The 25640-nt window shown below is 39.3% G+C and carries 23 protein-coding genes, 3 tRNA genes and 1 pseudogene; 8 read left to right on the top strand and 19 right to left on the bottom strand.

Annotated features, from left to right (window positions below; translation table 11 throughout):
- The first annotated feature begins 104 nt into the window (after positions 1 to 104).
- Positions 105 to 1591 (top strand): annotated as a pseudogene (locus AM608_RS04480) (GH3 auxin-responsive promoter family protein).
- A 408-nt stretch (positions 1592 to 1999) separates the two neighbouring features.
- Here the strand turns inward: AM608_RS04480 and AM608_RS04475 are convergent.
- Genes AM608_RS04475 through gcvH form a run of 3 tightly spaced genes read right to left on the bottom strand, consistent with a single transcriptional unit; the run spans position 2000 to position 3494 of the window.
- Complete coding sequence (locus AM608_RS04475; RefSeq protein WP_053580900.1) at positions 2000 to 2737, bottom strand: energy transducer TonB; 738 nt, start codon at positions 2735 to 2737, stop codon at positions 2000 to 2002.
- Positions 2738 to 2773: 36 nt separating this feature from the next.
- Positions 2774 to 3121, bottom strand: coding sequence for a VanZ family protein (locus AM608_RS04470; RefSeq protein ID WP_053580899.1), 348 nt, complete (start codon positions 3119 to 3121; stop codon positions 2774 to 2776).
- Positions 3114 to 3494: a glycine cleavage system protein GcvH gene (gcvH, locus tag AM608_RS04465; RefSeq protein ID WP_053580898.1), complete on the bottom strand. Its 381-nt coding sequence runs from the start codon at positions 3492 to 3494 to the stop codon at positions 3114 to 3116. Before gcvH ends, AM608_RS04470 begins: the two co-directional genes overlap by 8 nt.
- 239 nt (positions 3495 to 3733) lie before the next feature.
- On the opposite strand from gcvH, the gene AM608_RS04460 reads away from it, so the two are divergent.
- From AM608_RS04460 to queA, 7 genes are all read left to right on the top strand, one after another.
- Complete coding sequence (locus AM608_RS04460; RefSeq protein WP_053580897.1) at positions 3734 to 4018, top strand: hypothetical protein; 285 nt, start codon at positions 3734 to 3736, stop codon at positions 4016 to 4018.
- A 156-nt stretch (positions 4019 to 4174) separates the two neighbouring features.
- Positions 4175 to 5968 (top strand): arginine--tRNA ligase, encoded by a 1794-nt coding sequence (gene argS / locus AM608_RS04455; RefSeq protein WP_053580896.1) that lies wholly within the window; start codon positions 4175 to 4177, stop codon positions 5966 to 5968.
- Between the two features lie 127 nt (positions 5969 to 6095).
- Positions 6096 to 6168: transfer RNA gene (locus tag AM608_RS04450), tRNA-Gly, on the top strand.
- Positions 6169 to 6192: 24 nt separating this feature from the next.
- A tRNA-Leu gene (locus tag AM608_RS04445) sits at positions 6193 to 6278 on the top strand.
- 152 nt (positions 6279 to 6430) lie between these two features.
- Entirely contained in the window at positions 6431 to 8131 is a 1701-nt protein-coding gene (locus tag AM608_RS04440) for a bifunctional alpha/beta hydrolase/class I SAM-dependent methyltransferase (RefSeq protein WP_053580895.1), read from the top strand.
- 106 nt (positions 8132 to 8237) lie between these two features.
- Positions 8238 to 8310: transfer RNA gene (locus AM608_RS04435), tRNA-Pro, on the top strand.
- A 205-nt stretch (positions 8311 to 8515) separates the two neighbouring features.
- Complete coding sequence (gene queA / locus AM608_RS04430; RefSeq protein WP_009410665.1) at positions 8516 to 9565, top strand: tRNA preQ1(34) S-adenosylmethionine ribosyltransferase-isomerase QueA; 1050 nt, start codon at positions 8516 to 8518, stop codon at positions 9563 to 9565.
- A gap of 161 nt (positions 9566 to 9726) precedes the next feature.
- On the opposite strand, the gene AM608_RS04425 is transcribed toward queA, so the two are convergent.
- The 16 genes from AM608_RS04425 to yidC form a co-directional block, all read right to left on the bottom strand.
- Positions 9727 to 10890, bottom strand: a complete 1164-nt coding sequence (locus AM608_RS04425) for a sigma-54 dependent transcriptional regulator (protein WP_002676357.1) — start codon at positions 10888 to 10890, stop codon at positions 9727 to 9729.
- Between the two features lie 128 nt (positions 10891 to 11018).
- Positions 11019 to 11570, bottom strand: coding sequence for a thioredoxin fold domain-containing protein (locus tag AM608_RS04420; RefSeq protein WP_053580894.1), 552 nt, complete (start codon positions 11568 to 11570; stop codon positions 11019 to 11021).
- Positions 11571 to 11599: 29 nt separating this feature from the next.
- The gene (gene lpxK, locus AM608_RS04415; protein WP_053580893.1) at positions 11600 to 12610 is read right to left on the bottom strand and encodes a tetraacyldisaccharide 4'-kinase; all 1011 of its coding nucleotides are present in this window, start codon (positions 12608 to 12610) and stop codon (positions 11600 to 11602) included.
- Positions 12607 to 13608, bottom strand: a complete 1002-nt coding sequence (locus AM608_RS04410) for an NAD-dependent epimerase/dehydratase family protein (RefSeq protein WP_053580892.1) — start codon at positions 13606 to 13608, stop codon at positions 12607 to 12609. Before AM608_RS04410 ends, lpxK begins: the two co-directional genes overlap by 4 nt.
- Positions 13608 to 13793: a hypothetical protein gene (locus tag AM608_RS04405; RefSeq protein WP_009417906.1), complete on the bottom strand. Its 186-nt coding sequence runs from the start codon at positions 13791 to 13793 to the stop codon at positions 13608 to 13610. The genes AM608_RS04410 and AM608_RS04405 overlap by 1 nt, the downstream gene beginning before the upstream one ends.
- A gap of 248 nt (positions 13794 to 14041) precedes the next feature.
- Positions 14042 to 14188: a hypothetical protein gene (locus AM608_RS12065; RefSeq protein ID WP_157466253.1), complete on the bottom strand. Its 147-nt coding sequence runs from the start codon at positions 14186 to 14188 to the stop codon at positions 14042 to 14044.
- A gap of 148 nt (positions 14189 to 14336) precedes the next feature.
- The gene (locus AM608_RS04400; protein ID WP_053580891.1) at positions 14337 to 15197 is read right to left on the bottom strand and encodes a glycosyltransferase family 2 protein; all 861 of its coding nucleotides are present in this window, start codon (positions 15195 to 15197) and stop codon (positions 14337 to 14339) included.
- Entirely contained in the window at positions 15198 to 15878 is a 681-nt protein-coding gene (locus AM608_RS04395; RefSeq protein ID WP_009410673.1) for an ABC transporter ATP-binding protein, read from the bottom strand. It lies immediately after the preceding gene.
- A gap of 5 nt (positions 15879 to 15883) precedes the next feature.
- A complete protein-coding gene (locus AM608_RS04390; protein ID WP_053580890.1) occupies positions 15884 to 16465 on the bottom strand; it encodes a non-canonical purine NTP diphosphatase in 582 nt (193 codons plus the stop codon).
- Between the two features lie 70 nt (positions 16466 to 16535).
- Entirely contained in the window at positions 16536 to 18368 is a 1833-nt protein-coding gene (locus AM608_RS04385) for a DUF349 domain-containing protein (protein ID WP_053580889.1), read from the bottom strand.
- A 127-nt stretch (positions 18369 to 18495) separates the two neighbouring features.
- A complete protein-coding gene (locus tag AM608_RS04380) occupies positions 18496 to 19650 on the bottom strand; it encodes a cysteine desulfurase family protein (protein WP_053580888.1) in 1155 nt (384 codons plus the stop codon).
- 21 nt (positions 19651 to 19671) lie between these two features.
- Complete coding sequence (locus AM608_RS04375; RefSeq protein ID WP_053580887.1) at positions 19672 to 19938, bottom strand: DUF6722 family protein; 267 nt, start codon at positions 19936 to 19938, stop codon at positions 19672 to 19674.
- A 37-nt stretch (positions 19939 to 19975) separates the two neighbouring features.
- Positions 19976 to 21835: an SLC13 family permease gene (locus AM608_RS04370; protein WP_053580886.1), complete on the bottom strand. Its 1860-nt coding sequence runs from the start codon at positions 21833 to 21835 to the stop codon at positions 19976 to 19978.
- Between the two features lie 38 nt (positions 21836 to 21873).
- Positions 21874 to 22368: a phosphoribosyltransferase family protein gene (locus AM608_RS04365; RefSeq protein ID WP_002676355.1), complete on the bottom strand. Its 495-nt coding sequence runs from the start codon at positions 22366 to 22368 to the stop codon at positions 21874 to 21876.
- Between the two features lie 82 nt (positions 22369 to 22450).
- Entirely contained in the window at positions 22451 to 23638 is a 1188-nt protein-coding gene (locus tag AM608_RS04360; protein WP_053580885.1) for a leucine-rich repeat domain-containing protein, read from the bottom strand.
- A 132-nt stretch (positions 23639 to 23770) separates the two neighbouring features.
- A complete protein-coding gene (yidC, locus tag AM608_RS04355; RefSeq protein WP_053580884.1) occupies positions 23771 to 25636 on the bottom strand; it encodes a membrane protein insertase YidC in 1866 nt (621 codons plus the stop codon).
- Positions 25637 to 25640 lie beyond the last annotated feature (4 nt).

The raw sequence follows: 25640 nt of genomic DNA, 5'->3' as shown, positions 1-25640 counted from the left end.
CGTAAAATGATGCGGAGAGAGGAATGGCTTTGTTATAAAATTAATACTCATTGTATTGCAAATTAAAAAAAGTAGTATCTTTGCGGAGTCAAACAGACTTCATTATGATTAAATCATATTTATCTAAAATATTTGCCTCTATCGTTAAAAAAAGATAGACCGCTGGGCTAAAGCTCCAATAGACACACAACAAAAAGTATTCCAGTCGCTTATAGAACAAGCCAAAAATACGGCTTTTGGGCGTGACCATCATTTTGAGGAAATCCAAACGTATGAAGATTTTGTGGCTCGCGTACCTATACGCGATTATGAAGCCTTACGCCCTTACATTGATAGGGTAGTGGAGGGTGAAAAAGATGTGTTATGGAAAGGCAAACCGCTCTATTTTGCCAAGACTTCAGGGACTACCAGCGGGGCGAAGTATATCCCTATTACCAAAGCCTCGATGCCCTTCCATATTCAGGCAGCACGTGATGCGATTTTATGTTATATACACGAGACTAAAAAAGCCGATTTTGTAGAAGGAAAAATGATTTTCTTGCAAGGAAGTCCTATTTTAGGTGAAAAAAACGGCATTAAAACAGGGCGACTTTCGGGCATAGTTGCGCACTATGTGCCTGCTTATTTGCAGCGCAATCGTATGCCGTCATACAAAACTAACTGTATAGAAGATTGGGAGACCAAAGTAGAAGCGATTGTTACCGAAACTTTTTCTGAAAATATGACTCTCATCAGCGGGATACCTTCTTGGGTGCTGATGTACTTCGAGCGGTTATACACGCGCTCAGGTATCAAGATAGGAAAATTGTTTCCTAACTTCAACTTGTTTATTTATGGAGGGGTGAATTACGAGCCTTATCGCCAACAATTTGAGCACCTCATCGGGCGCAAAGTGGATAGCATAGAACTCTATCCCGCCAGCGAGGGATTCTTTGCCTATCAAGATAGTCAAACAGAGAAAGGAATGCTCTTACTGCTCAATTCGGGTATTTTTTACGAGTTTGTAGAAGCTGATACTTTCTTCAGCGATGCTCCCAAACGAGTGGCTTTGCAGGACGTACAATTGGGGGTAAATTATGCGCTCATTATATCTACCAATGCCGGACTTTGGGGTTACAACATAGGCGACACGGTGCAATTTACTTCGCTTGCGCCTTACCGCATAGTAGTTACAGGGCGCATTAAGCATTTTATTTCGGCTTTTGGCGAACACGTGATTGGTAAAGAAGTGGAAGAGGCAATGCGAGAGGGTTTAGAGGCTACGGGAGTACGTATCACAGAATTTACGGTCGCTCCTCAGGTAAATCCGGTAGGGGGTGAATTGCCTTATCACGAATGGTTTGTAGAATTTGAGCAAAAACCTACCGATATGAAACGCTTTGCCCAAGTGATAGATGAGGCATTACAAGAACAGAATATGTATTACTATGACCTCATACAAGGTAAAGTACTCCAACCGCTTAAAATTACGGAAGTTCCCGAAGGCGGTTTTGCCTCTTATATGAAGTCGCAAGGAAAACTCGGCGGACAGAATAAAATACAACGATTGGCGAATGATAGAAGTGTTGTAGAGCGATTAGTTAAAAGTTAAGATTAAGACTGATTACTTAAGAAGCGCGGATTGTCCTTGCATATTGAGTTCTTGAAGACTTTGAATCTACAAACATTTGCATATCATTTTTGCCTAACTATAAATGTAGAATTATTAAATAACGTGAGTTTGATGTAAGAAAAGTGTAGCTTACGCTACAGAAATCTTACAAATCTATACAAATCAAACAAATAGGCAACAAGTTGCCTGAAAGCCTCGCACAGATTACACAGATTGCACGGATTTAGACACAAATAGATTTTAATATTATGGAACAAAAATCCACAGATGACTATCTTCGTTATTAGATTTCACAGATTACATTGTAAAAGCTGTAAATCAGTATTATATTATCGAACTGACGTTAAATAAAAAAGCCAATAGTAAAATGCTATTGGCTTTTGTTTTTTAGTTATTTTGTAATTTGTAGTTGATAGGGTAAGCAAAGGTAACTGGTGTAGGTTTACCACGTTGTTTACCAGGGATAAGTCTAGGAAGTTTCATAATAAGTTTCTTAGCATCTTCTTCCAAAACTTTATCGGGACCACGCACTCCTAAAACGGTAATAGAACCATCGGTATTGATGCGGAAGTTTACAAATACTTTTCCTTGAATACCCATTTCGGCGGCAGCTTGTGGATAGCTAAAGTTCTTTACTACGTGTTTGTTCAAGTTTTCTTGAAAACATTTCATTTGTTGATCTTTAGGAACGTTTTTACAAGCTTCGAACATAGGTTTATCTTCGATAATAGTAAAAGGTACATCTACATCAGGAGCTTCTTCTACTACAGTTTGTTTAATTTCTTCTACTTTAGCTATTTGCTCATTTTTAGTAGTTTCAGTAGTACCGATTACTTGTTCTTCGATTTTAGTATCGTTTTCCACTACTTTTACTTCCTCTACCGCTGTAGGGGCTGGAGGTGGTGGAGGTGGTGGAGTTTCAGGAGGGGTCTCCATTGTGTAGTTCTCTTGATTTTCGTCAAGAGCCTTATCCACATCTGACGTACGGTTGTCTTGAACGCTTTTGTCATACACTTTTGTTTCGAACCCCCATAAGGTAAGGGCTGATACAAGAGCGAATCCTATGGCAAAGAACAATCCGCTACTTTTTGCCAAATCGGCTTTCGGATTTTTTTTAGGTTGCATAATGATTTTCTTTTAAAAGGTTATTAAATATACTTTTTATCTGAAAAGCTTTTCATACTTTCTCATAAACAGTAGAGCAACAACTGTGCCAAATGTATTGAAGAGCATATCAATATAGTCGGCAGAGCGAGTAGTGGTAAGTAAGCCTTGTAATATTTCCATTGTTGCGCCTAAAAATAAGGCGGTGATTACTGCCCATAATTTACTTCCAAATGCTAATATAAACAGTGCCGTATAACCGAAATAGAAGCTGAAATGAGCAACTTTGTCTAAATAGGGAATGTGAGGTGCTTTGGGCATTTCGCTGGATGAGATAAGACTTAGAGTGATAATAGCTATCGTCCATATACCCCATAACAAAGTGTATTTGTGTTTTTTAAGCATTTATTAGAGTTTTATACGCTTCGGCTGAGAGTAGATTATCTAACTGGGTAATATCGCTTATTTTCAGTTGTATTATCCACCCTTTGCCATATGGGTCGGTATTTACTTTCTCAGGTTTTTGGTTTAGCGGTTCATTAAACGCGATTACTTCGCCCGTGAGGGGCATAAATAAATCGGATACTGTTTTTACGGCTTCGATACTGCCAAATATTTCATCTTCATTAAGGGTATTGCCTATGGTTTCTACTTCCACATACACAATGTCGCCTAATTGGTGTTGTGCAAAATCGGTAATGCCTGCTGTGGCTATATCACCTTCGATGCGCACCCATATGTGTTCTTTACTGTATTTTAAATCAGATGGAAAGTTCATTGCCCAATAAATGTCTTAAAAAGCGAGCCAAAGGTACTCTCTTTTTTTGTAACTACCAAATTTTTATTAGAAAAATTTTAACATTTTATTTGAGTTGTGGGATAATGGTCGGTAAATTAGTAGATTAGGTGTGTGCTAAACGAGTGGTTAATGATTAATGATTAATGGTTAGTGATTAATGGTGAAATTGGGAGAAGATTATACAAAGCTTATAGGATAATCGAACAATAAGTGGGTCTATGGTGGGTCTAAAGAGGGTCTATAGAGGGTCTACAGTGGGTCTACAGTGGGTCTACAGTGGGTCTACAGTGGGTCTGGGTCTACAGTGGGTCTACAGTGGGTCTACAGTGGGTCTACAGTGGGTCTACAGTGGGTCTACAGTGGGTCTACAGTGGGTCTACAGTGGGTCTACAGTGGGTCTACAGTGGGTCTACAGTGGGTCTACAGTGGGTCTACAGTGGGTCTACAGTGGGTCTACAGTGGCTCTACAGTGGCTCTACAGTGGGTCAATAGTGGGTCAATAGTGGGTCAATAGCGATAGATGGCTAAAAGGAGAAGGGGGATAAAGTGAGGAAAAGCTGAGGATAAGAAGGTGGGTGCTGGGAATAAAACTGAAAGCAAAATGTTTTTATATATTAAATTATTTGTACCTTTGCCCTCTCAAAAGAAAGAATTTGCAAATGTTGAACTTAAACGATACCCTTAAACAACATATATTACAAGCTGTACAGGAACTGTATGGTGTGAGCTTAGAAAGCGTTGAATTGCAACAGACTAAAAAAGAGTTTGTGGGCGATGTTACTCTTGTGGTGTTTCCGCTATTGCGTCATATCAAAGGTAATCCTGTGCAGATAGGAGAACAAATAGGAGGTTACTTAAAAGAGAAAGCAGGTGATTTGGTAACTGACTTCAATGTTATTAAAGGGTTTTTAAATCTTGTAATTGCTGATAGTTACTACATCGACTTTTTAAAAGAAGTGAAGAATAATCCTCAGTTTGGTTTGGCAACGCCTAATAGCAAAGAGGCTATTTTGGTGGAATACTCATCGCCTAATACTAATAAACCGTTGCACTTAGGGCATATCCGCAACAACCTCTTAGGGTATTCGGTAGCTGAAATCTTAAAAGCAGCTGGACATAAGGTGTATAAAACCCAAATCGTCAACGATAGGGGGATACACATTTGCAAATCGATGGTGGCGTGGCAACGTTTTGGCAATGGTGAGACTCCTGAAAATACAGGGTTGAAGGGTGATAAATTAGTAGGGAATTACTATGTGGCGTTTGATAAGGCGTACAAAGCTGAAATACAGCAATTAGTAGAACAGGGGAAGACCAAAGAAGAAGCGGAAAAACAAGCTCCTATATTTGTAGCAGCCCAAGAGATGCTTCGCCAATGGGAAGCGGGCAACCCCGAAGTAATAAAACTTTGGAAACAGATGAATGGCTGGGTATACGATGGTTTTGCCGTTACTTATAAGAATTTAGGTGTTGATTTCGATTCGTATTACTACGAGAGCAATACCTATTTATTAGGGAAAGACATTGTGGAACGCGGTTTGGAGCAAGGTGTGTTCTTCAAGAAAGAAGATGGTTCAGTTTGGTGTGACCTTACCGCCGATGGCTTAGATGAGAAGTTGGTGCTTCGTGCTGATGGTACGTCGGTTTATATGACGCAGGATATGGGAACTGCTACCCAGCGTGTGAAGGACTATCCTGACGTAAAAGGAATGGTGTACACGGTAGGTAACGAGCAAGATTATCACTTCAAAGTGCTTTTTCTTATCCTGAAAAAGTTGGGTTACGATTGGGCATCACACTTGTATCACCTGAGCTATGGTATGGTAGATCTGCCCAGTGGCAAGATGAAAAGTCGCGAGGGCACCGTAGTAGATGCCGATGACCTTATTGCTGAAATGGAGCAAACTGCCAAAGAGATTTCACAAGAACTCGGCAAACTCGACGGTTATACCGAAGCGCAGAAAGAAGCTTTGTATCACACCATAGGTTTGGGAGCCTTAAAATACTATATATTAAAAGTAGACCCTAAGAAGCGCATTTTGTTTGACCCTAAAGAGTCTATTGATTTTCAAGGGAATACAGGTCCGTTTATACAATACACTTACGCTCGTATCCAGTCGATTATGCGCAAGTATGCTGAAATGGGAGGTAAGAATGTAGCAGCGGTAGAAAAAGTTAATGGTTTACACGAAAAAGAGAAGGCTTTGTTAAAGAGCATCACCTTATTTCCATCGGTTGTACAAGATGCAGCTGATAGTTATAGTCCTGCTATTATTGCCAATTATGTGTATGATTTGGTTAAAGACTTTAATTCGTTTTACCAAAATGTATCGATTTTGGGAGAGGAAGAGGAGAGCAAGCGTGATTTTAGGGTAATGTTGAGCAAGAAAATAGGAGAAATTATAGCAGAGTCGTTTAAAATGCTGGGCATACAAGTTCCTGAGAGAATGTAGGTTATAATAGTAGTATAAAAAGTTATAAAAAAAGTATTCAAAAAATTTGCAGGAATGAATAATTGTTGTACCTTTGCAACCGCAAATAAAGGAAAAGCCAGTTGCGAATTTATTGAAAAAGAAATAAGCGAAAATAGCTCAGTTGGTAGAGCGCAACCTTGCCAAGGTTGAGGTCGCGGGTTCGAACCCCGTTTTTCGCTCTTTTTTTATGTTTATCATAGAAGGCTCGGATGGTGGAATCGGTAGACACGCTGGACTTAAAATCCAGTGGGCAGTAATGCCTGTGCGGGTTCAAGTCCCGCTCCGAGTACAATCTTCAATCACTACTTACGAAGAAAGGTAGTGATTTTTTTGTTATTACATACTTCTTAAATATTAATTTAATGAAGTAATTATCCTTCACTTTTATTGTTTTTATCATTAAAAAGCGTACCTTTGCCTGCACAATAAAATAACAAGATGATGAATACAGGTTTTTTCAAGGGGTATCAAGGGGCAGAGTTATACTTCTACGAATGGAATTACAAGCCTCAACAAAAAACACTTATTGTAATACATCGCGGTCACGAGTACGGTGAGCGCTTACAGGAATTTGCTACGCACCCGCTGTTTGCGTCTTATAATATTTTTGCTTTTGATATGAGAGGACACGGGCATACTAAAGCTTCAGTATCGCCTGCTTTTATGGATTCAGTACGAGATTTAGATGCTTTTGCTAAGTTTTTGCAACAAGAATACGACGTGCAAGAAGAGGATATTTTTGTAGTAGCCAACAGCATAGGAGGGGTGATTGTATCGGCTTGGGTACACGATTTTGCTCCACGTATTGCTGGAATGGCACTTTTAGCACCTGCTTTTGAAATCAATTTAATAGTTCCTTTAGCCAAGCAAGCTATAGAATTAGCACTAAAAGTGAAACCTAATCTTGTTGTGAAGAGTTATGTTAAGTCTAAAATGCTCACTCGTGACCCTGAACAGCAACGCGCCTATGATACCGATAGGTTTATCACGCGGTCTATCAACGGGAAACTGCTTATAGATTTAGCTAATGCAGGTAAGCGATTGGTCGAAGATGCTGCTGCTATTACTATTCCTACACTACTGCTTTCAGCTGAAAAAGACTTTGTGGTGATTAACAAGCAGCAGAAACAATTCTATGTAAACTTATCTTCTGAAATAAAAGAATTTGTTACCTTAGAAGGATTCCACCACGGCATTTTGTTTGAGCAAGGCAGAGAAGAGGTATATAAATTACTTGAACAGTTTATCAGTAGAGCTTTTGAAACACCTCTTGTATCACCTTCTTTGAAACCCGATACTTTTACTCAAAAAGAGTATGAAATAATGCAATACGAGCTCATACCCAATAGAGAAAAGTACTATTACCGATTTCAGAAATGGGCACTGAGTAAGTTAGGACACCTCAGTGGCGGAATGGCGATAGGACTGGAATATGGATTTGATTCAGGAGCTTCAATGGATTACGTTTACAAGAATATTCCTCAGGGGAAATGGGGTATAGGTAAACTGATGGACAAAAGTTATCTCAATGCCATTGGGTGGCGAGGCGTACGTATACGCAAAGCACACTTGTTGGAGCAAGTAGATAAAGCGATACAAGCTTTGCAAGCCGAAGGGAAGAAAGTAAAGATACTTGATATTGCTGGAGGAGTAGGTAATTATTTGTTTGACATCAAAGAAAAGCACCCAGAGGTAGAAATTGTCATCAATGAGTTTTTACCAGCTAATATAGAAAAAGGGGAGCAAACCGTCAGAGAAAGAGGCTTTCAAGATATACGATTCACTAACTACAATTGTTTTAAAGCCGATAACTACACAAGTTTAGACTATAGTCCTAATATCACTATCATATCTGGTATTTTTGAACTTTTTGGTGATAATAAATTAGCTAATGAGGCGGTAAAGGGAGTTGTGTCGATTTCAGAAAACGGTTTTTTGATTTATACAGGACAGCCGTGGCACCCACAACTCAAAACGATAGCCTTTGTACTAAAAAGTCATCAAGAGAAAGATTGGGTGATGCGTCGCCGTAGTCAGCGAGAGTTAGACGGGATATTTTCTCTTAATGGAGTGCAAAAGCAGGATATGCTGATAGATGATTTTGGAATCTTTACAGTTTCATTAGGGAAGATAGAAAAATAGGACTTTTCAGTATATCAAATAAATAGCCCTTGTTGTAAAATATTTTATTCTATTTATTTGGTAGTTTCTGTAAAAGGTAGTAGTTTTGCGCTCTGAAATTAAAAATCGGGATGTGGCGCAGTTGGTAGCGTACACGTATGGGGTGCGTGTGGTCGCTGGTTCGAGTCCAGTCATCCCGACTTTTTCTTTTTATACAATAGCTATTTGAAATGAATAAGGTATATCTTCCTTTGTTATTATATCTCTATTTTACCCTTATTTAGCGTCTATTTCTTGAATGTATATCTACGGATATTTATGGTGGAGAACAATATGGATTGTTCTAAATTCAGCATAAAAGTTAGGATACCATTTATAAACTGATGATTATTATATAGAAAATATATGAAACTTTCAAACTTTAATTTTGAACTTCCTAAAGAGCTATTAGCTGAGTATCCCAGTGAGAACCGCGACGAAGCACGCTTAATGGTAATACATCGTAAAACAGGAGAAATCGAACACCGACTATTTAAAGATGTAATCGACTATTTTGACGATGGAGATGTGTTTGTACTGAATAATACTAAAGTATTTCCTGCTCGCTTGTATGGGAATAAAGAAAAAACAAAGGCAAAGATAGAAGTATTTTTGTTGCGTGAACTCAGTGCTGAACAACGTTTGTGGGACGTACTTGTAGACCCTGCTCGCAAGATACGGATAGGCAATAAACTCTATTTTGGCAAAAATGCCGAATTGGTAGCCGAGGTAATAGACAATACGACCTCTCGCGGTCGCACTCTTCGTTTCTTATACGATGGTACTTATGAAGAGTTTCGCCAACATCTTACAGAATTAGGGCAAACACCTCTGCCTAAATACATCTCTCGTCCGGTAGAACCTGAAGATGAAGAACGCTACCAAACTATCTATGCTAAATACGAGGGCGCCGTTGCTGCACCTACTGCGGGGTTGCACTTCTCTAAACACTTGATGAAGCGTTTGGAAATAAAAGGTATTACCTTCGCTGAGGTAACTTTACACGTGGGGTTAGGAACTTTCAATCCTGTAGAGGTAGAAGACCTTTCTAAGCACAAAATGGATAGTGAGGAGATACATATTCCTGAAAGTCAAACAAAAATCATTAATGCAGCTAAGGTGAATAAAAAACGTGTATGTGCGGTAGGAACTACCGTAATGCGCGTGTTGGAAAGCTCAGTTTCATCTGATGGTTTTCTAAATCCATTTGACGGTTGGACAAATAAGTTTATTTTTCCTCCATATGATTTTAGTATAGCCAATGCAATGATTACCAACTTTCACACTCCTAAATCTACCTTGTTAATGATGGTCTCGGCTTTTGCGGGGCACGACCTCATTATGCGTGCTTATAAAGAAGCCGTAGAGCAGAAATATAAATTCTATTCTTACGGTGATGCGATGCTTATTCTATAAGAAGAGTTATATATAAAGAAAATGACGGTAGAGAGAACTCCTTGCCGTCATTTTTTATTTCTGAATAGTTATAGAGAGGAATTTTATTTTGCTCATAGTTAATCGGCAAGATTTTGTAACGCTTACCTATTTCCTAATTTAAAGTGCCAGTGTGGTTCGCACTATTTTCCTGCAAACGCTTTTACATCATCTTCTGAGATTTCTTTGCCTCCTAAGATAATGAGTCGCTCTACTACATTACGCAGTTCGCGAATATTACCCGTCCAATCTTGTTTTTGAAGAAGCTCTATTGCTTTTTTGCTAAATTTCTTCGGACTAATACCTTGTTCCTCGGCTATTTTTGCTGAAAAATAATCAATAAGTAGTGGGATATCGTCTCTGCGTTCGTTAAGTGACGGTACTCTGATGAGAATTACTGCCAAACGGTGGTACAAATCCTCACGGAAACGACCTTCGGCTATTTCTTTTTTTAAATCTTTATTGGTCGCCGCTATTACACGTACATCTACATTGATGTCCTTATCACTTCCCACGCGGGTAATCTTGTTCTCCTGCAAGGCACGCAACACTTTGGCTTGGGCAGAGAGACTCATATCGCCTATTTCATCTAAGAAAATAGTACCATTGTTAGCAGCCTCAAACTTACCTGCACGGTCTTTTACCGCCGAAGTAAACGCCCCTTTGATATGCCCAAAGAGTTCACTTTCTATCAGTTCGGAAGGGATAGCCGCACAGTTCACCTCTACCATCGGAGCTTCACTGCGCTCGCTTTGGTAATGAATGGCGTGAGCTACCAACTCTTTACCTGTACCATTAGAGCCCGTGATGAGCACACGCGCTTCGGTAGGTGCTACTTTTTCTATCATCTGACGGATTTGTTGCAAAGGTGCACTTTCTCCTATCATCTCATAGCTCTTGCTCACCTTCTTTTTGAGGTGTTTATTCTCTACTACTAATTTCTTCTTGTCGAGAGCATTGCGCACAGTGTTGAGCAAGCGGTTTAAATCAGGTGGTTTTGAGATATAGTCGTAAGCCCCTAAGCGCATTGCGTTCACTGCTGTCTCGAGGTCGCCGTGACCTGATATCATCACAAAGGGGATTTCGGGTTTGAGTTTTTTGACCTCAGCGAGTACTTCCATACCGTCCATCTTAGGCATTTTGATGTCGCATAGCACTAAGTCATAGTCCTCTTTTTTGAGTTTCTCAACGCCTTCTACACCATCAGCTGCTTCTTCTACTTCGTACTCTTTGCTTTCTTCTACTAATATTTTGGTAAGCACACGGCGAATTGCCGATTCGTCTTCTATGATGAGTATTTTTGCCATAAATTCAATCTTTCCATTTGCCAATTTGGCATAATCTGCTAATTACTCCGCAAAGGTAGTAAAAAAATAAAAAACTCTTGACATTCTGCCAAGAGTTTTTGACGTGTGTTTATGAAAAAGTGTATTTATTAGTTTTTAAATGTAGGTTTGAACTTCGATTGATATACTTGAAACTCTTGTTGAGTAGTGATTTTTTTGTAATCATTGTTGTTAAACATTTTCAAGTAGAGTTCTAATTGAGTAGGCGACATATAGCCGGTAATACCTGTTATCAAATCGTTATTTTCGTCTAAGAACACCATTGTTGGGTAAGCCTGTACTTGCATATAGCCGATAAGTGGATGTGTGGCGTTACGGCGTTCAGCCAATGCGGGGTCATAGCCTTTGTTCTCAAACTTTTGTCCTTTGTAGTTCGCTACTTCGTTACCTTCACCATTGAACTTTACAGCGTAATAATTATCGTTCACATACTTTACTAAGTCTTTGTTCTTAAAAGTGTTGTTCGCTAACATTTTGCAAGGTCCACACCAATTAGTGTATACGTCAATAAATATTTTTTTAGGTTTTTTCTTCTGAGCAGCAATAGCTTGGTCAAAAGTCATCCATTTAATTTCCTGAGCTTCAAGAGTAGCAGTAGCTACCAAAACAAAAGCTACAATAGCGATGAGTTTTCTTGTCATACTGATAAAAGTTTGTAATTATTTCGTGTTTATAGATTTTCAAAAACTGTGCCAAATGTATGTTCATCAGTGGGGGTGAGGAATTGCATTGCGATAGGCAGGTAGTACAAGTCTTGCAAATGAGGTTGCAGGCGCACGTAGTCTTTCTCAGTGGTGAGGATTCGCTTGCCTTGCAATTGCTGTATTTCTCTCTTGGTAAAATGATGATGGTCAGCAAAAGCTAAATGCTGAAAATCTGCTCCTTGTTCTTTCAAGAATGTGAGTAGCGGATTCGGATTGGCAATGCCTGTTACCAAAGTAAAAGGTTCTTGAATGAAAGTCGTCAAAGATATGTTTTCCTTCTCTGAAAATACTTGCTTATCATAGGCAATGGTTGCAAAGGCGATAGGACAAAGGCAATGCTTCTGTAAACGCGCTATGAGCTGAGTACGTTCTTTTTCTGACAATGAGGGAGGACATTTAGTTACAACCACTATATCGGCTTGTTGCACTCGGCTTACTACATCGCGGAGTCGCCCCATTGGCAGTAGCCAGTCGTCAGTAAACAGATGTCCGTAAGCAGTGAGCACTATGTTGATTTTTGCTTTTACGGGGCGATGTTGGAAAGCGTCGTCTAATATAATCAGCTCAGGAGGTGCAGGCAAGGCGAGCATTCGTTCTACACCTTCTACTCGGTTGGCACAAACGGCTAAGATAAAATCCTTAAATTTCCACCAAAATTGGAAAGGTTCATCACCTAAATCCAATACCGTAGAAGTCTCGGTAGCTAATATAAAGCCCTTTGTCTTGCGTTTATAACCACGACTGAGCACGCCCACTCTGCGTTGTTTATGCCATAGCCTGATGAGGTACTCCACCATTGGGCTCTTACCTGTCCCTCCTACTGCTACATTGCCCACGCAAATAGTAGGTACGGCAAAAGAATATTCTTTAAAGATACCCACGTTATAGCACCAATGGCGCAGGCGAACTATCGCACCATACAAACACGCCAAAGGGAAAAGAAGTATTTTAAAAAGATATTTAAACCATTTTCTCATAGCGGATATTTTGCGCAAATCTCTTGAATCACTTCATCGATATCACTGTACTGAAAATCGATAAACTCTGTTATTTTATCGCCATTATAAGTCCTTATTAAGCCGAGAGCATCGGCTGTTTGGAGGGTAAGTGCTCTTTTTTTAATACCAAAGAAACTCAAAAAACCGTCTAAACGTGCCAAACGACGTAATGTTTTATGCGAAATCTTTTTGCTTGGAGCTTTCACTCCCAAACCTTTCGCAATTTTCTCAAAAACCATTTGATAACTAAGATTAGCAGTATTTAGTACAAAGCGTTCTCCCGTAACCTCAGAGAACTGTAGCTGTATCATTGCACGTACGACATCGTCTACCGCCACAAAGCCTGTACCCCCTGTGGGGTAATATTTCTGTCCATCAGCTACTTTTTTAAACCACAAGCCAGAGCCTTGTTCAGAGAAATCAGCACCCAACACCACTGAAGGATTTACAATAACCACTGGCAATCCTTCTTGCGAGCCACGCCATACCTCCATTTCGCCACCGTTCTTACTGATAGCGTAATCAGTGTTATTGTCCTCACTATTCCAGTCGTTTTCCTCATCAATAGGCGTGTGAGGCAAAGCTGAAAGGGTAGCTACAGAGCTCACATAACAGAGTTTTTTTACCTTAAAGTCAATACACAAGTTTACGATATTAGCAGTTCCTTCCACATTCACTTTGATAAGCTGAGCAAAATCCTTAGGCTGAAAAGAGATGAAGCCCGCACAATGAAAAACAAAAGAAACATTCGCAAACGCTTGTTCTAGCGCAGGAATGTTACTTATATCGGCTTCTACCCACTCAATAGAGCGGAATTGTTCCGCTCCATTAGGAGATTCTTTTGTAAAAAGTTGTTCTATTTTTTCTAACGAATGGGTACTGCGATAGATAGCCCTTACTTTATGCGCCTTGTTTTGGGTAAGGTGAAAAAGTAAACGACTGCCAATCTGTCCTGTTCCGCCAGTTACTAAAATCATTATTTCTCGTCTAAAAGAATGTGTTCATCAATAAGTTTAAGAGCCATAGGCGAATCTTTTTCGTCGTAGAACTCGAAGGGGTCAAGAATAGAACATACCAATTCTTTACTCACTTGGTCGCTCAGTAGTTCAATAATTTCAGTGGGCAAACTGGTTTGCGTTCTGCCATACTTGTGTTTTATCATTCTTGAACCTTGTTTTTTTAGTTTCTTAGTCGGGGCAAAGATAATAATTATTTGCCAAATATGCCATTTGATGCATAAAAATAACTGAAGAGCATTTAATTAGGAGAGGGATAAGGGTATCTCTTGTATGCTATTACTTTTGCGGTATGGGTTTTGCTAAAGTTTCAAACTTCGGCAATGTTGAAATCTATTAATAACTCTCTTTTTATGTCTATCTTAGCTTTAACTTACCTTCTACTTAGGTTCGTTCATCTTTTGTCTTTTCTTCGTTCATTGTTCATTTGCCCGTGCGGCTCGCACCGTCTTTTGTTCGTCTTTTGTTCGTCTTTTGTTCGTCTTTTGTTCGTCTTTTGTTCGTCTTTTGTTCGTCTTTTGTTCGTCTTTTGTTCGTTCATTGTTCGTTCATTGTTCGTTCATTGTTCGTCTTTTCTCTATCTGCCCGTGCGGCTCGCACTTTGTTTAGTTGCCTGTCGTACTACGACCTCGTATCATCATCAATTTAGTATTATTGGCATTATTGGCATTTTTGATATTATTACTTTTTCATTTTTTGCTTTTCACTACTTTACTGAAAATCCCTTTCCATCGGTATTGTCTTACCCATTTACCTTCTTCAGGAGTGAGTAAGTAAGGTTGTTTTTCTTGTTTAGCTTTATAAAATCCTTTGCAATAATCTAAGAAGAGTTTACCATTGCGTTTTCTTATGGCTAATTTTATGGCAGCGAGTAAAGTTAGGAAGAAACCGTATCGCAGACGGTAGAAAACGCTTCCTTGCAGGTAACGGGCATTGCTTTTATAGCCAGCACCTGTCGGGCGTAGGTGTTTTACGTGAAGAGTATCGTCAGTTTGTACTATCCAACCGTGGTAGCGCGCCAATAGCTCATCGGCGGTGTCCCAACCCATTGCTATTTTAAGTCCACCTATAGCTTCAAAACACGCCTTCCGATAAGATTTTACAGCACCTCTTAGGTGGTCTTTATTAGTGAGATTCTCAAGTACCCAAGAGCCATTTCTCTCAATATAACAAAAGCCCCCAAACATTCCCAACTGTGGATTTTCACTGTATTGCTTGCACATTGTTTCGAGATAGTTGTTAGGGAAGATGAGGTCGGCATCAAATTTGCAAATCACCTCTACGGCTTCTTTTAGGTAAGGAAGCCCATAGTTAAAAGTCTGCACTATTTTAGCCCCTGGTAGATGTTCCCCCTTCTCACTGCGTTGCACCAATTGTACTACGGAATATTGGGTAGCAATTTGGTTCACTACCTCAGCAGTGGTATCGGTAGAACCGTCGTCTACTACTATAATTTGATAGGGAAGATAGGTCTGATTTAGCAGAGATTGCAAGGTAACACCAATGCTTTCAGCTTCGTTATAAGCAGGGATAATAATTCCGATATTCATTTACTTAGCGCTATCAGTTTCTATAAGTCCGTCTTTTAAACGGACAATCCGTTTGGCATACCGAGCAATGTCTTCTTCGTGGGTTACCAAGATAACGGTATTCCCTTTTTGGTAGATTTCGTCAAAAAGGTTCATTATTTCATAAGAAGTTTTAGAGTCAAGGTTCCCAGTAGGCTCATCGGCTAAGATAATTGAAGGGTGGTTTACCAAAGCTCTCGCTATAGCTACTCTTTGGCGTTGCCCTCCTGATAGTTCATTGGGTTTGTGAAGCATACGGTCTTCTAATCCCACTAATTTCAGTACTTCTTTAGCGCGCTCGTGTCGTTTTTCTTTCTTAACGCCTGCGTATACCATAGGCAAAGCTACATTGTCTAAAGCCGTAGTACGTGGCATTAGGTTGAAGGTTTGAAATACGAAGCCTATCTCTTTATTGCGAATGTCGGCTAATTCCGAGTCGCTCATCTTGCTTACATCTTTACCGTTCAGAATATACTCGCCTGAGGTAGGCGTATCTAAGCACCCTAAGATGTTCATCAAAGTAGATTTACCAGAGCCCGATGGTCCCATAAGGGCAAGGTATTCTCCCTTCTCTATAGATAGGTTGATGCCTTTCAGTACGTGCAGTATTTCAGATCCTAATCTAAAATCTCGTTTGATATTTTTAATCTCTAATAAACTCATTTTTCTTACTGAATATTTTGGTTTAAGAAATGTAATAGCTTTTCAAAGGCTTTTCCACGGTGACTGATACGGTTCTTTTCTTCTTGGGTCAGCTCGGCAAAAGTTTGGTCAGAACCCTCAGGAATAAATATAGGGTCATACCCAAAACCGTTAGTGCCTACAGGAGTAGTGCCTATACGTCCCTTTGCGATACCTTCAAAAGTATATATAGAGCCATCTAAACATAAAGCAATAACCGTTTTAAACTGAGCCTCTCTGTGTGAGATTCCTTCCATATTCTTTAGTAGCAAATACATATTGTCTGCATCGCTTTTGTGCTCACCTGCATACCGTGCCGAATATACCCCAGGAGCATTGTTTAGTGCCTGTACCTCTAAGCCTGTATCATCAGCAAAAACGTTGCAATGATAATGCTCTTTGATGTATTGAGCTTTCAGCAAAGCGTTGCCCTCAATAGTAGTAGCAGTCTCGGCTATATCGTCATAGCACCCTATGTCGCTCAAACTTAGCAGTTCGATATTTTTAGGTAAAAGGGCTTGTATTTCCTTTAATTTATGCTGATTATGGGTAGCAAATACTAATTTCATACAGATATAAAACTCGAAAAGAGGTTACTTAGCAAGCATAACCTCTTCTCTAAATATGAAAACAATAAAATTATTCCTTTTCTTCTATCTTTTCTTCAGAGGCTTCAGCTAATTGTGTTTTTTGCAAATGCTTTAGCTCACGAAGTTTATTTTCCCACGTTTTAAGAGCTTCTTTTTGGTTGTTGATGTTCTTAATCACATCGCGTACTAATGGGTTCTTCTCGTCGATATTACCAAAGAAAGCTAAGTTGTTTTCTAACTGTATTATCTCCGATTTGAGCTCATCGATACGACGTCTTACAAAAATCACCTCATTGTTAAGCGAGTTCTCGTTATCATCGTTGATAAGTCGTTCTAACTTGTTGTTATACTTGATAAGCTCAATTTCTTGCTTATCAAAATTGAGTTTCTTGTACAGTGCATCAATAATCTTATGAAATTTGATGTCGATGGTTCTCTTAGAATGATGAGTGTTTCCTATAGCATTCCATTCATTCACAAAGTTTTGTAAAGTTGCTATCTCTTTATCTCTATCGGTACTTAATTGATATTCTTTCAGCTTATCCAAAAAGGCTTTCTTTTGTTCAAGCGCATCAGACTCTTTATTTTTAGAATGCTGAATAGTCTCAGCAAATCTACTGAAATACGTATCACAAGCTCTCTTGAATTCCTTCCAAATTTTTTCGGTATTTCTAAGAGGAACGCTTCCTATTTCTTTCCACTCTCTCTGAATGTTCTTCATCAGTTCAGTAGTGGTTTCCCAATCGGTGCTATTTTGGTTAGCTTTTGCTATTTCTAATAAGGCTAATTTCTTAGTGAGGTTCTCTTGTTGCTCTTTTTTGAGTGTTTTGTAGAATTGGTTCTTCTTCTTGTTAAAAGCACGTAAAGCTATATTGAAAGATTTCCATACCTCATCAGCTTGTTGTAAAGGTACTTTTCCTACATTTAGGAATGACTGACGTAAATCTTCTACTTGCTTAGAAAGCTGTTTCCAAGCGCTGTGAGTAGTAGGTTCTTTCTCACCGAGTTTCTTAATCCGCTCAATGATACCTTGCTTCTTCACTGCATTTTCTTCGTATACTTTATCTAAGTTTTTGAGGTAATATTGGCGTTTGTCGTGTATTTTCTTAGTAAGTTCACTGAAACGTTGCCATATGCTTTCGCGGTGTTCTTTATCTACAGGACCTATTTCCTCTTTCCAAACACGGTGTAACACTTGTAGCTCACGAGAGGCAATGAGAGCATCTACGTCGTCTTGGGCAAGAGCTTCGGCACGCTCAATAATTTTTAGTTTTTCTTCTAAATTGCGCTTAAAGTCGATGTCACGCAAGTCTTTGCTGAGGTGGATAAAGTCATAGAAGTTCTCTACGTGGTGGTGATAAGTATTCCACAAATCCTCATAATCGGCATTAGATACGGCTCCTGCTTTGCGCCAACGCTCTTGCAATTGTTGGAACTGCTTGAAGGTAGTACCCAAATGTTCTTCGGCATTGAGAAGGCTTTTGAGTTCTTCGATGATTTCTCGGCGTTTAGCAAGGTTTTCTTTATGGGTTTTCTCAATCTCTTTATAGTATTGATTGCGCTTTTCGCGATAATCGTTGAAAGCGGTGTAGAATTCTCTATAAACAGGAATTTCGTAAGAAAAATTATATAATTCTCCTCCGTCGGCTATGAACTCTTCTTTTTTCTCTTCTACAAGAGCGTCGTATTTTTTGTCGAACTCATAACGAATAGCGTCCACTTGCTTTTTGATAGCTTGGGTTTTCTCAGTTTGGAGTAGTTCTTTTAGTTCTTTGGTTAATTCACTAAGAGACATTGCCTCATAGTTTACTAATGACGCATCTTCTAAACGGTTGTCCTCGCGGTTATCCTCTATGGCTAATGTGTTTTTTTCCTCTGACATATCTAAGATTTAAATGCAACTATTGTTTAAAAACGCTACTAAATTACAACAATATTTTGAATTACCTACTATTTTTCTGTAAATATTTTTCTGCTTAATGTGTAATAGAAATGTAAGTAGTTTATTATCAGTGATTATTATGAGAGATTTCTTTAACGCTTTCGATAAGAAAATCGACGTCTTTTACTGTGTTAAAGATGGAAAAAGAGCATCTTAGCGAGGGATATTGTAGTGCTTCCTCAGGTAAAAAAGCCGATAGTACGTGAGAGGTTTGCACGCTTCCACTCTGGCAAGCACTCCCTTTGGAACAAGCAATGCCTTTTAAGTCTAACTGAAAAAGCAGGGTGCTATTTTGGTTTTTCAATGAGGGAAAACCTATGTTCACAATGGTGTAACTGCTTTCGTCTAAAGTATCCGACATTCCGTTAAATACCGCCTCTGGGAAATGATGTTTGAGTTGTTTAATAAAATAACGCTTCAGGTCTTTGAGCTTTTCAGTGTTTCTATCTAAATTAGTGTATGATAGACTAAAAGCGACTTCCATTCCTACTATATTATGAACAGCTTCGGTACCTGCACGCAAGCCTTTTTCTTGTTCACCCCCTGTGATACTGCTGTGTAGCGCAATGCCTTTTCTAATAAAAGCAAATCCTACTCCTTTAGGCCCGTGAAACTTATGAGCTGAAGCCGTGATAAAGTCGGCAGGGATTTCCTCCAAATTGATAGGGTAATGCCCCACAGACTGTACGGTATCTGAATGGAAATAAGCATTGTATTGTTTACAGAGTGCAGTTACTTCTTTTAAAGGTAGAATGTTCCCTATTTCGTTGTTTATGTGCATTAGGCTCACCAATACCTTTTTTTCAGTATATTGCTGGAGCAAGTACTCTAAATGAGAGAGGTCTACAACTCCTTTGTTCGTAAGGTTTACGTAAACTATTTTTATAGGATATTCTTTGGCTAATACCTCTAAGGTATGCAATACAGCGTGATGCTCTATTGGAGAAGAAATGACAATTTGTACACCTAAATCGTGCACACAACTGCGCAAGATAAGGTTATTAGCTTCAGTACCCCCTGAAGTGAAAATAATTTCAGAGGGTGAAGCATTCAGTTGTTTAGCTATTTGCTTGCGACTATATTCAATAAGCGACTTGGCTTTACGCCCAAAAGCGTGTGTAGAAGAGGGGTTGCCATAAGTATCCCTCAGTACTTCCGTCATCTTCTGTATTACCTCTGGATAGACGGGGGTAGTAGCCGCATTATCGAAATAGACTTTCATAGTTTTGAGAGGAAGAAATAGTTATGCTCTGTTAGAAGTTGTATTATTTCTGCTATTATTGTTCTTGCGATAGTTTTTGTTGCGGTTGTTATTGTTGTTTTTATTCACCGCTCCTTTTTTCTGTTTAGAGAGGAAAAGCCCTACTATAAGAGCTAAAATAGCTACAGTAAAAGCGCACCAATAAGCATCGTTGTACGCGAAAGTTGAGTTAAATAGTGGAGCGATTAATAAGCCCGCAAATACGTATTTAGAAACGCCTAACAAAAAATCTGAAATTCTTTTTTTCATTCTTTACTTTTAAAAATTTCGGCAAAGATACAACTTTTTATTGAAATGGGAATAATAATGGCAACACCAATACCATTATAATACCCATAATGATTTGCAGAGGTAAGCCTACTTTCACGTAATCCATAAAAGTGTAACGCCCAGCCGACATTACCAATGCATTGGGCGGAGTGGAGAAAGGAGAAGCAAAACACATACTTGCACCTACGGCTACTGCAAACATAAAAGCGTGGGGTTGTAAGCCTAACGATAAGGCGGTTTTAATAGCAATGGGTGCCAAGAGTACGGCTGTAGCGGTATTACTGATGAACATCGTCATAAGCGAAGTGGTAAAATACACGCCTGCCAAGAGTATATATGGACTCTTATCGCCTAAACTCCCTACTAATGCATTCGATACTAAGGCTGATACTCCTGTTTTTTCCAAGGCTAATGCCATAGGTAACATACCTGCAATGAGAACAATACTCTCCCAGTTAATCGTCTTGTAAGCAGCTTCAATATTGCGCAAAGCTCCTGAAATAACCATCAATAAAGAGGCGATAAGCACAGCAGTAACGGGTGCTATAGGGATAAAATCGAACATCATTGCGACTACCATTCCTACCATTATTAGCGCAGCGATAGGAGCTTTGTGGGTGAGGGTTACCTTAGATGCCTCGGCAAGAGGTTGCCCTAATACTACCAACTGACTGCGTTCAGCGTCCATTTTAGCAATGTGCTCCCAAGTTCCTTGCACCAATAGTATGTCGCCAGCGTGCATCTTTTCGTCTTTTAAGTTTTGCAAAATATAGTTATCTTTGCGCTGAATACCTAAGATATTGAGCCCAAAGTGTTCGCGCAGTTTGCTATCACTGATGCGGGTGTTTACCAATTTCGAAGCAGGCATTATCAGTACTTCGGCTATGCCTATATCGTGGAAGTGCAACTCGTTAGGCAAGCGTTGTTCGGGGTGGTGTGTGTCGAGAAAGTTTAAGTGATTTTCGGCGTTCATTTGTTCAATCGACTCAAAGCTACCGCGCAAATAAAGAATATCTCCTTCATAAATTACGGTATCAGCATTTACTACCTCTTGGTTGCCTGTTTTGAAAAAAGGATTGTTAGAAGTAGGTTTGCGCCTGATTTCTAATACCGAAATGTGATAACGTTGCGAAAGGTTGATTTCTTTGAGCGTTTTACCTATAAATAAAGTGTTTTCTTCTACTAATACGCGATATAAGTTGTTAGAGAGTTGATATTCACGTACCAAATCGGTAAGTGATTTGCCATTTCGGTTTCCTTCTTGCTTAGAATCACCTTTTTTAGAAAGAAAAAACTTACTGGTGGGAATTAAAACTAACAGTCCTATTGCCAAACACACCAATCCCACTGGGGTAAAGGAAAAGAAAGTGAGTTTATCGTAGCCGTTTTTCACTAACTCTCCATCTATTACCAAGTTAGGAGGCGTACCGATAAGCGTCATCATACCGCCCATACTACTGGCAAAAGCCATAGGCATCAACAGGCGACTACTGTTGATGTTACCACTCATTGCCATACTCACCACTATGGGCATCATCAAGGCTACCGTACCTGTATTGCTTACAAAAGCCCCAATAAAAGCGGTAACGAGCATTACCAAGATAAGAAGTTTTACCTCGCTATCGCCTGCCAAGCGTAAGATTTTACTGCTCATCATCTTTGCTAATCCCGTTTGGAAGATAGCACCTCCTACCACAAAGAGCCCTATCATCATCACTACTACCTTGTCCGAAAAGCCCGATAAAGCTTGCTCAGGGGTTAATATGCCAAAGAGCACCAAGAGCACTAAGGCACACATAGCTACCAAATCGGAGCGCACCTTCCCGCTCATAAAAAACAAAGCCGATATAAAAAGAATGATAAGAGTGGTATACATAACAAATTAGTTAATTAGCAAATGAACAGATTAGCTTATTAATTTGATAAATCAACACTATACTTACTTGTGTCGAATGTTACCGAAACGTGCTCTTGCAGTGAAGTAGATAGTGATATGCCTTTAAAATCGGCTTTTACAGGATAGTCCTTGTGATTACGATTAACTAATACAGCGGTAGTAAGTCGTTTTAAGGGGACTTCCAAAAAGTGTTTTACCCCATAGATGAGCGTACGTCCTGAATTGAGCACATCGTCTACCACTATCACTGCTTTATTGGTGTATTGTTCCGCAGGAATAGAAGTAGCAGTGCCTGCCAAAGGGTTCTTCTTATCCATTATAATTTGGCATAAAACTACTTTCAGAGGGGCTATACTTGCAAGTGCTACTGCAAGTTTCTCAGCAAACACATAGCCATTGCCATTAATGCCTGCTAGCACAATCTCCTCTTCATTGAGGTGTGTTTCGTAAATCTGATAAGCAATCCGTCTTATCTTGTGTTCAATATCAGTGTGGTTTAATATCTGTGTCATTGTATGCTTTTTTATATAATGTGCCAAAGATACAAATTGTATTGCTAAAAAGCAAGAAAAAATAGGTTATCTATCAAATAACTTATTTAATAGCTTGTATTTTATCGGCAAATTTGTTCCAACCATCAGCCTTTTTATAAGTCTCTACACTGTTAGCAGGCACGTAAATAGCATTAAGCGGAGTATCGCTAAAAGTACCAGGCCAACTGTCGATGTTTATGGTAGGAGGTGTACCTCCTTTTAAAGTAACCGACTTTAATGCAGGACATTCAGCAAAAGCATTATTTCCTATACTTTTTACGGTATTAGGAATAGTAATAGAAGTTAAACCGGCAGCCAAAAAAGTTTTTTCCTCAATGCTAGTAATACTATTATTATCAGGAAAGGTGAACGATTTCAATGCAGAACACAAACTAAAAGCACTTTCTCCTATATTTGTTACAGTATTAGGAATGGCAATAGAAGGTAAGGACTTACAAGAACTGAAGGCACCACTACCTATGCTTGTTACGGTATTAGGGATAGTAACCGAGGTCAAAGCTTCACAATTCATAAAAGTAGAATCTTCAATTTTTGTTATTCCCTTAGGAATTATTATAGAGGTTATAGCCTTACAGTTTGCAAAAGCACCCTCTCCTATGCTTCTTACAGAAGTAGGAATAACTAACGAAGTAAGCTTTTGACAATCAAAAAAAGCCCATTTCTCTATACTTGTTACAGTAGTAGGGATAGTAAACGATTTTAAGGCAGGGCACGAAAAAGCGCGCTCTCCTATGGTTACTAAACCTTTGTCAGGAATAGTAATTTTGGCTAAATTCTTACACTCGGAGAAAGCCGCATATCCTACGCTTGTAACACTGCCCGGGATAGTAACCGAAGTTAAGGCTCCACACCACCCAAAAGAACCCTCTTCTATGCTTGTTATCCCCTCAGGAATAACAATAGAAGTTAATTTTGAACAGCTCTTAAAAGCACATTTCCCCATTTTCTTTAAGCCTTTGGGCAAAGTCACTGAAGTTATTTCTCGGTGTTCTGCAAAAGCATAATCTGAGATAGCAGTTACTTTGCTCAGCATCTCGTCTGCTGCCATATCAATGGTAGTTTCTTCATCAGTAAGCCATTTCACTAATGTTGAACCATCTTCAGTAATTTCAAAATTCTCGTAAATCTTAGTTTTTAGCTCCTTAGGAGCGTCATCGCCCCCTTTCCCACAATTAGTAACAGTCAGTGCTACTAGCACTGCTACTGCTATAAGAATAACTTTTTTCATTTGTTTTTAATTATTAATCTTCTTTCCTACTCTGTTAAAGGCTTTTGGGATATTCTCCACAACTTATAAAGTACTCCATCCCCCTTATGTTAAGGGCTCGGAGTACCTTATAATTATTTTTTAATCCTTCGGTTATCTCTTCTGTTGTGCTTTGCGTTGGGCTTCGGCTTGCTCCATCATCTCACGCATCTTGGCTTGGAATTTACTTTCCTTCTTAGGTTTTTTCTTGTTTTCTTGTATCTGTGCGTGAATCTTCTGCTCGTCTATAATCCAATACTTGATAGCCAACATAATGCCTATGGTCAATAGGTTAGATATAAAGTAGTACAAACTCAGTCCGCTGGCGTAGTTGTTAAAGAAGAACAACATCATCACTGGTGATAAGTAGATAAGGAACTTCATATTAGGCATTCCAGGTTGCTGAGGTTGTGCAGTCTGTGCCATTGTCATCATTGAGTATATGAAAATAGCCACAGAAGCCAACAATGGAAACAAACTCACGTGACTTCCGTAGAACGGTATAGAGAAAGGAAGTTCAAAAATAGCATCGTATGACGATAGGTCGTGAGCCCATAAAAAACTCTTTTGTCTCAATCCAAATTCGGTAGGGAAGAAGTTAAAGAGTGCTAAGAACACAGGCAACTGTAACAGAGCAGGAATACAACCGCTGAGCGGGTTCACACCTGCTTTGTTGTAGAGCGCCATAGTTTCTTGTTGGCGTTTCATAGGTTCTTCATATTTCTTGTTGATTTCCTCAATCTCAGGGCGCAATACCTTCATCTTAGCCTGTGATACGTACGATTTGTAAACGATAGGCGACAATAATAAACGCACGATAATGGTCATCAAAATAATCACCAATCCTACCGAGAAATAATCAGTGAGGAAGTTGTAAAGCGGAATGAACAACCATTTGTTGAGCCAACCAAAAATACCCCAGCCTAACGGAATGAGCTCAGTAAGTTCATACTTGTCGTTGTACTGTTTGAGCACGTTGTAATCGCTAGGTCCAAAATAGAAGTGCAACGACTCGCTTAGCTCTCCGCTTTTCGCTTGTATAGGCAAAGAAGTGAGGAAGTTCTTGGTGTATTTTACATCTTTTCCTTCGCTCATAGCGATATTGTGAGAAACAAAATCGCCTTTAGCAAACGGGTTGTCAGAAATGAGCACCGATGTAAACAAGTGTTGTTTGTAAGCCACCCAGTTCACTTTCTCTTCTTTTTGCTCGTCATTACCTCCTTGACTTAAGCGGTTAATACGGTCGCCATCGTACTGCACGGTCGCTTGCGTATAACGGTTTTCATAGGTGACGCTCTTCTCCATACGGCGTGCCTGCAACTTCCAGTCGATGTTCATAGGCTTAGAAGTATTCACAACACCCGATAAACCTTGTGAGCGCACTGCCACGTCCAACATATAACCCTCTTTTGGTAGGGTGTACACATATTCTAAATAAGCGTTTTCTGAAGTTTTGAGCTTCATCGAAAGCACTTTGTTGCCGTTGTTTTCACTTAGCATAGGCTCAAAGTACAAGTCTTTAGAACTTAGGGTTTGGTTCTGAGCAGTAGTAAAACTGAGGTTAAAAGTAGCATTCCAATCTTTAATTAAGTAAACAGGCAAAGAATCATAAGTTTTAAATTCTTTGAGCAAAACCTCCTTGGGTTGTCCGCCTCGGTTGCTGATAGTAAGCTTGATGTCTTTGTTTTCCAATACAGTTACCCCGTCTTTTGCCGACGGTAGAGTAGCCGAATAGGCAAAAACACCTAAGCTGGCTTTGTACTTTTCTAAGGCTACCGAATCAGTAGGGATACCTTGGAAGGTAGCGGTATGGGTGTCTTTTTGGGTGTTAGTAGCTTGATTTGCTTGTTGTTCTTGTTGTGCTTTGCGTTTAGCTAATTCTTCTTCACTTGGTTTATTGTTATTCATAAACCACATCAAAAGTATAAAAATCAAGGTAAAACCTATAATACTCTTTAAATCGAATTTTTTTTCTTCCATATAA

This window comes from Capnocytophaga sp. oral taxon 323, from assembly GCF_001278825.1.
Taxonomy (GTDB): Bacteria; Bacteroidota; Bacteroidia; order Flavobacteriales; family Flavobacteriaceae; genus Capnocytophaga; species Capnocytophaga ochracea.
The sequence above is the reverse complement of the archived record's forward strand: the minus strand, read 5'-3'. Positions and strand labels throughout refer to the sequence as shown.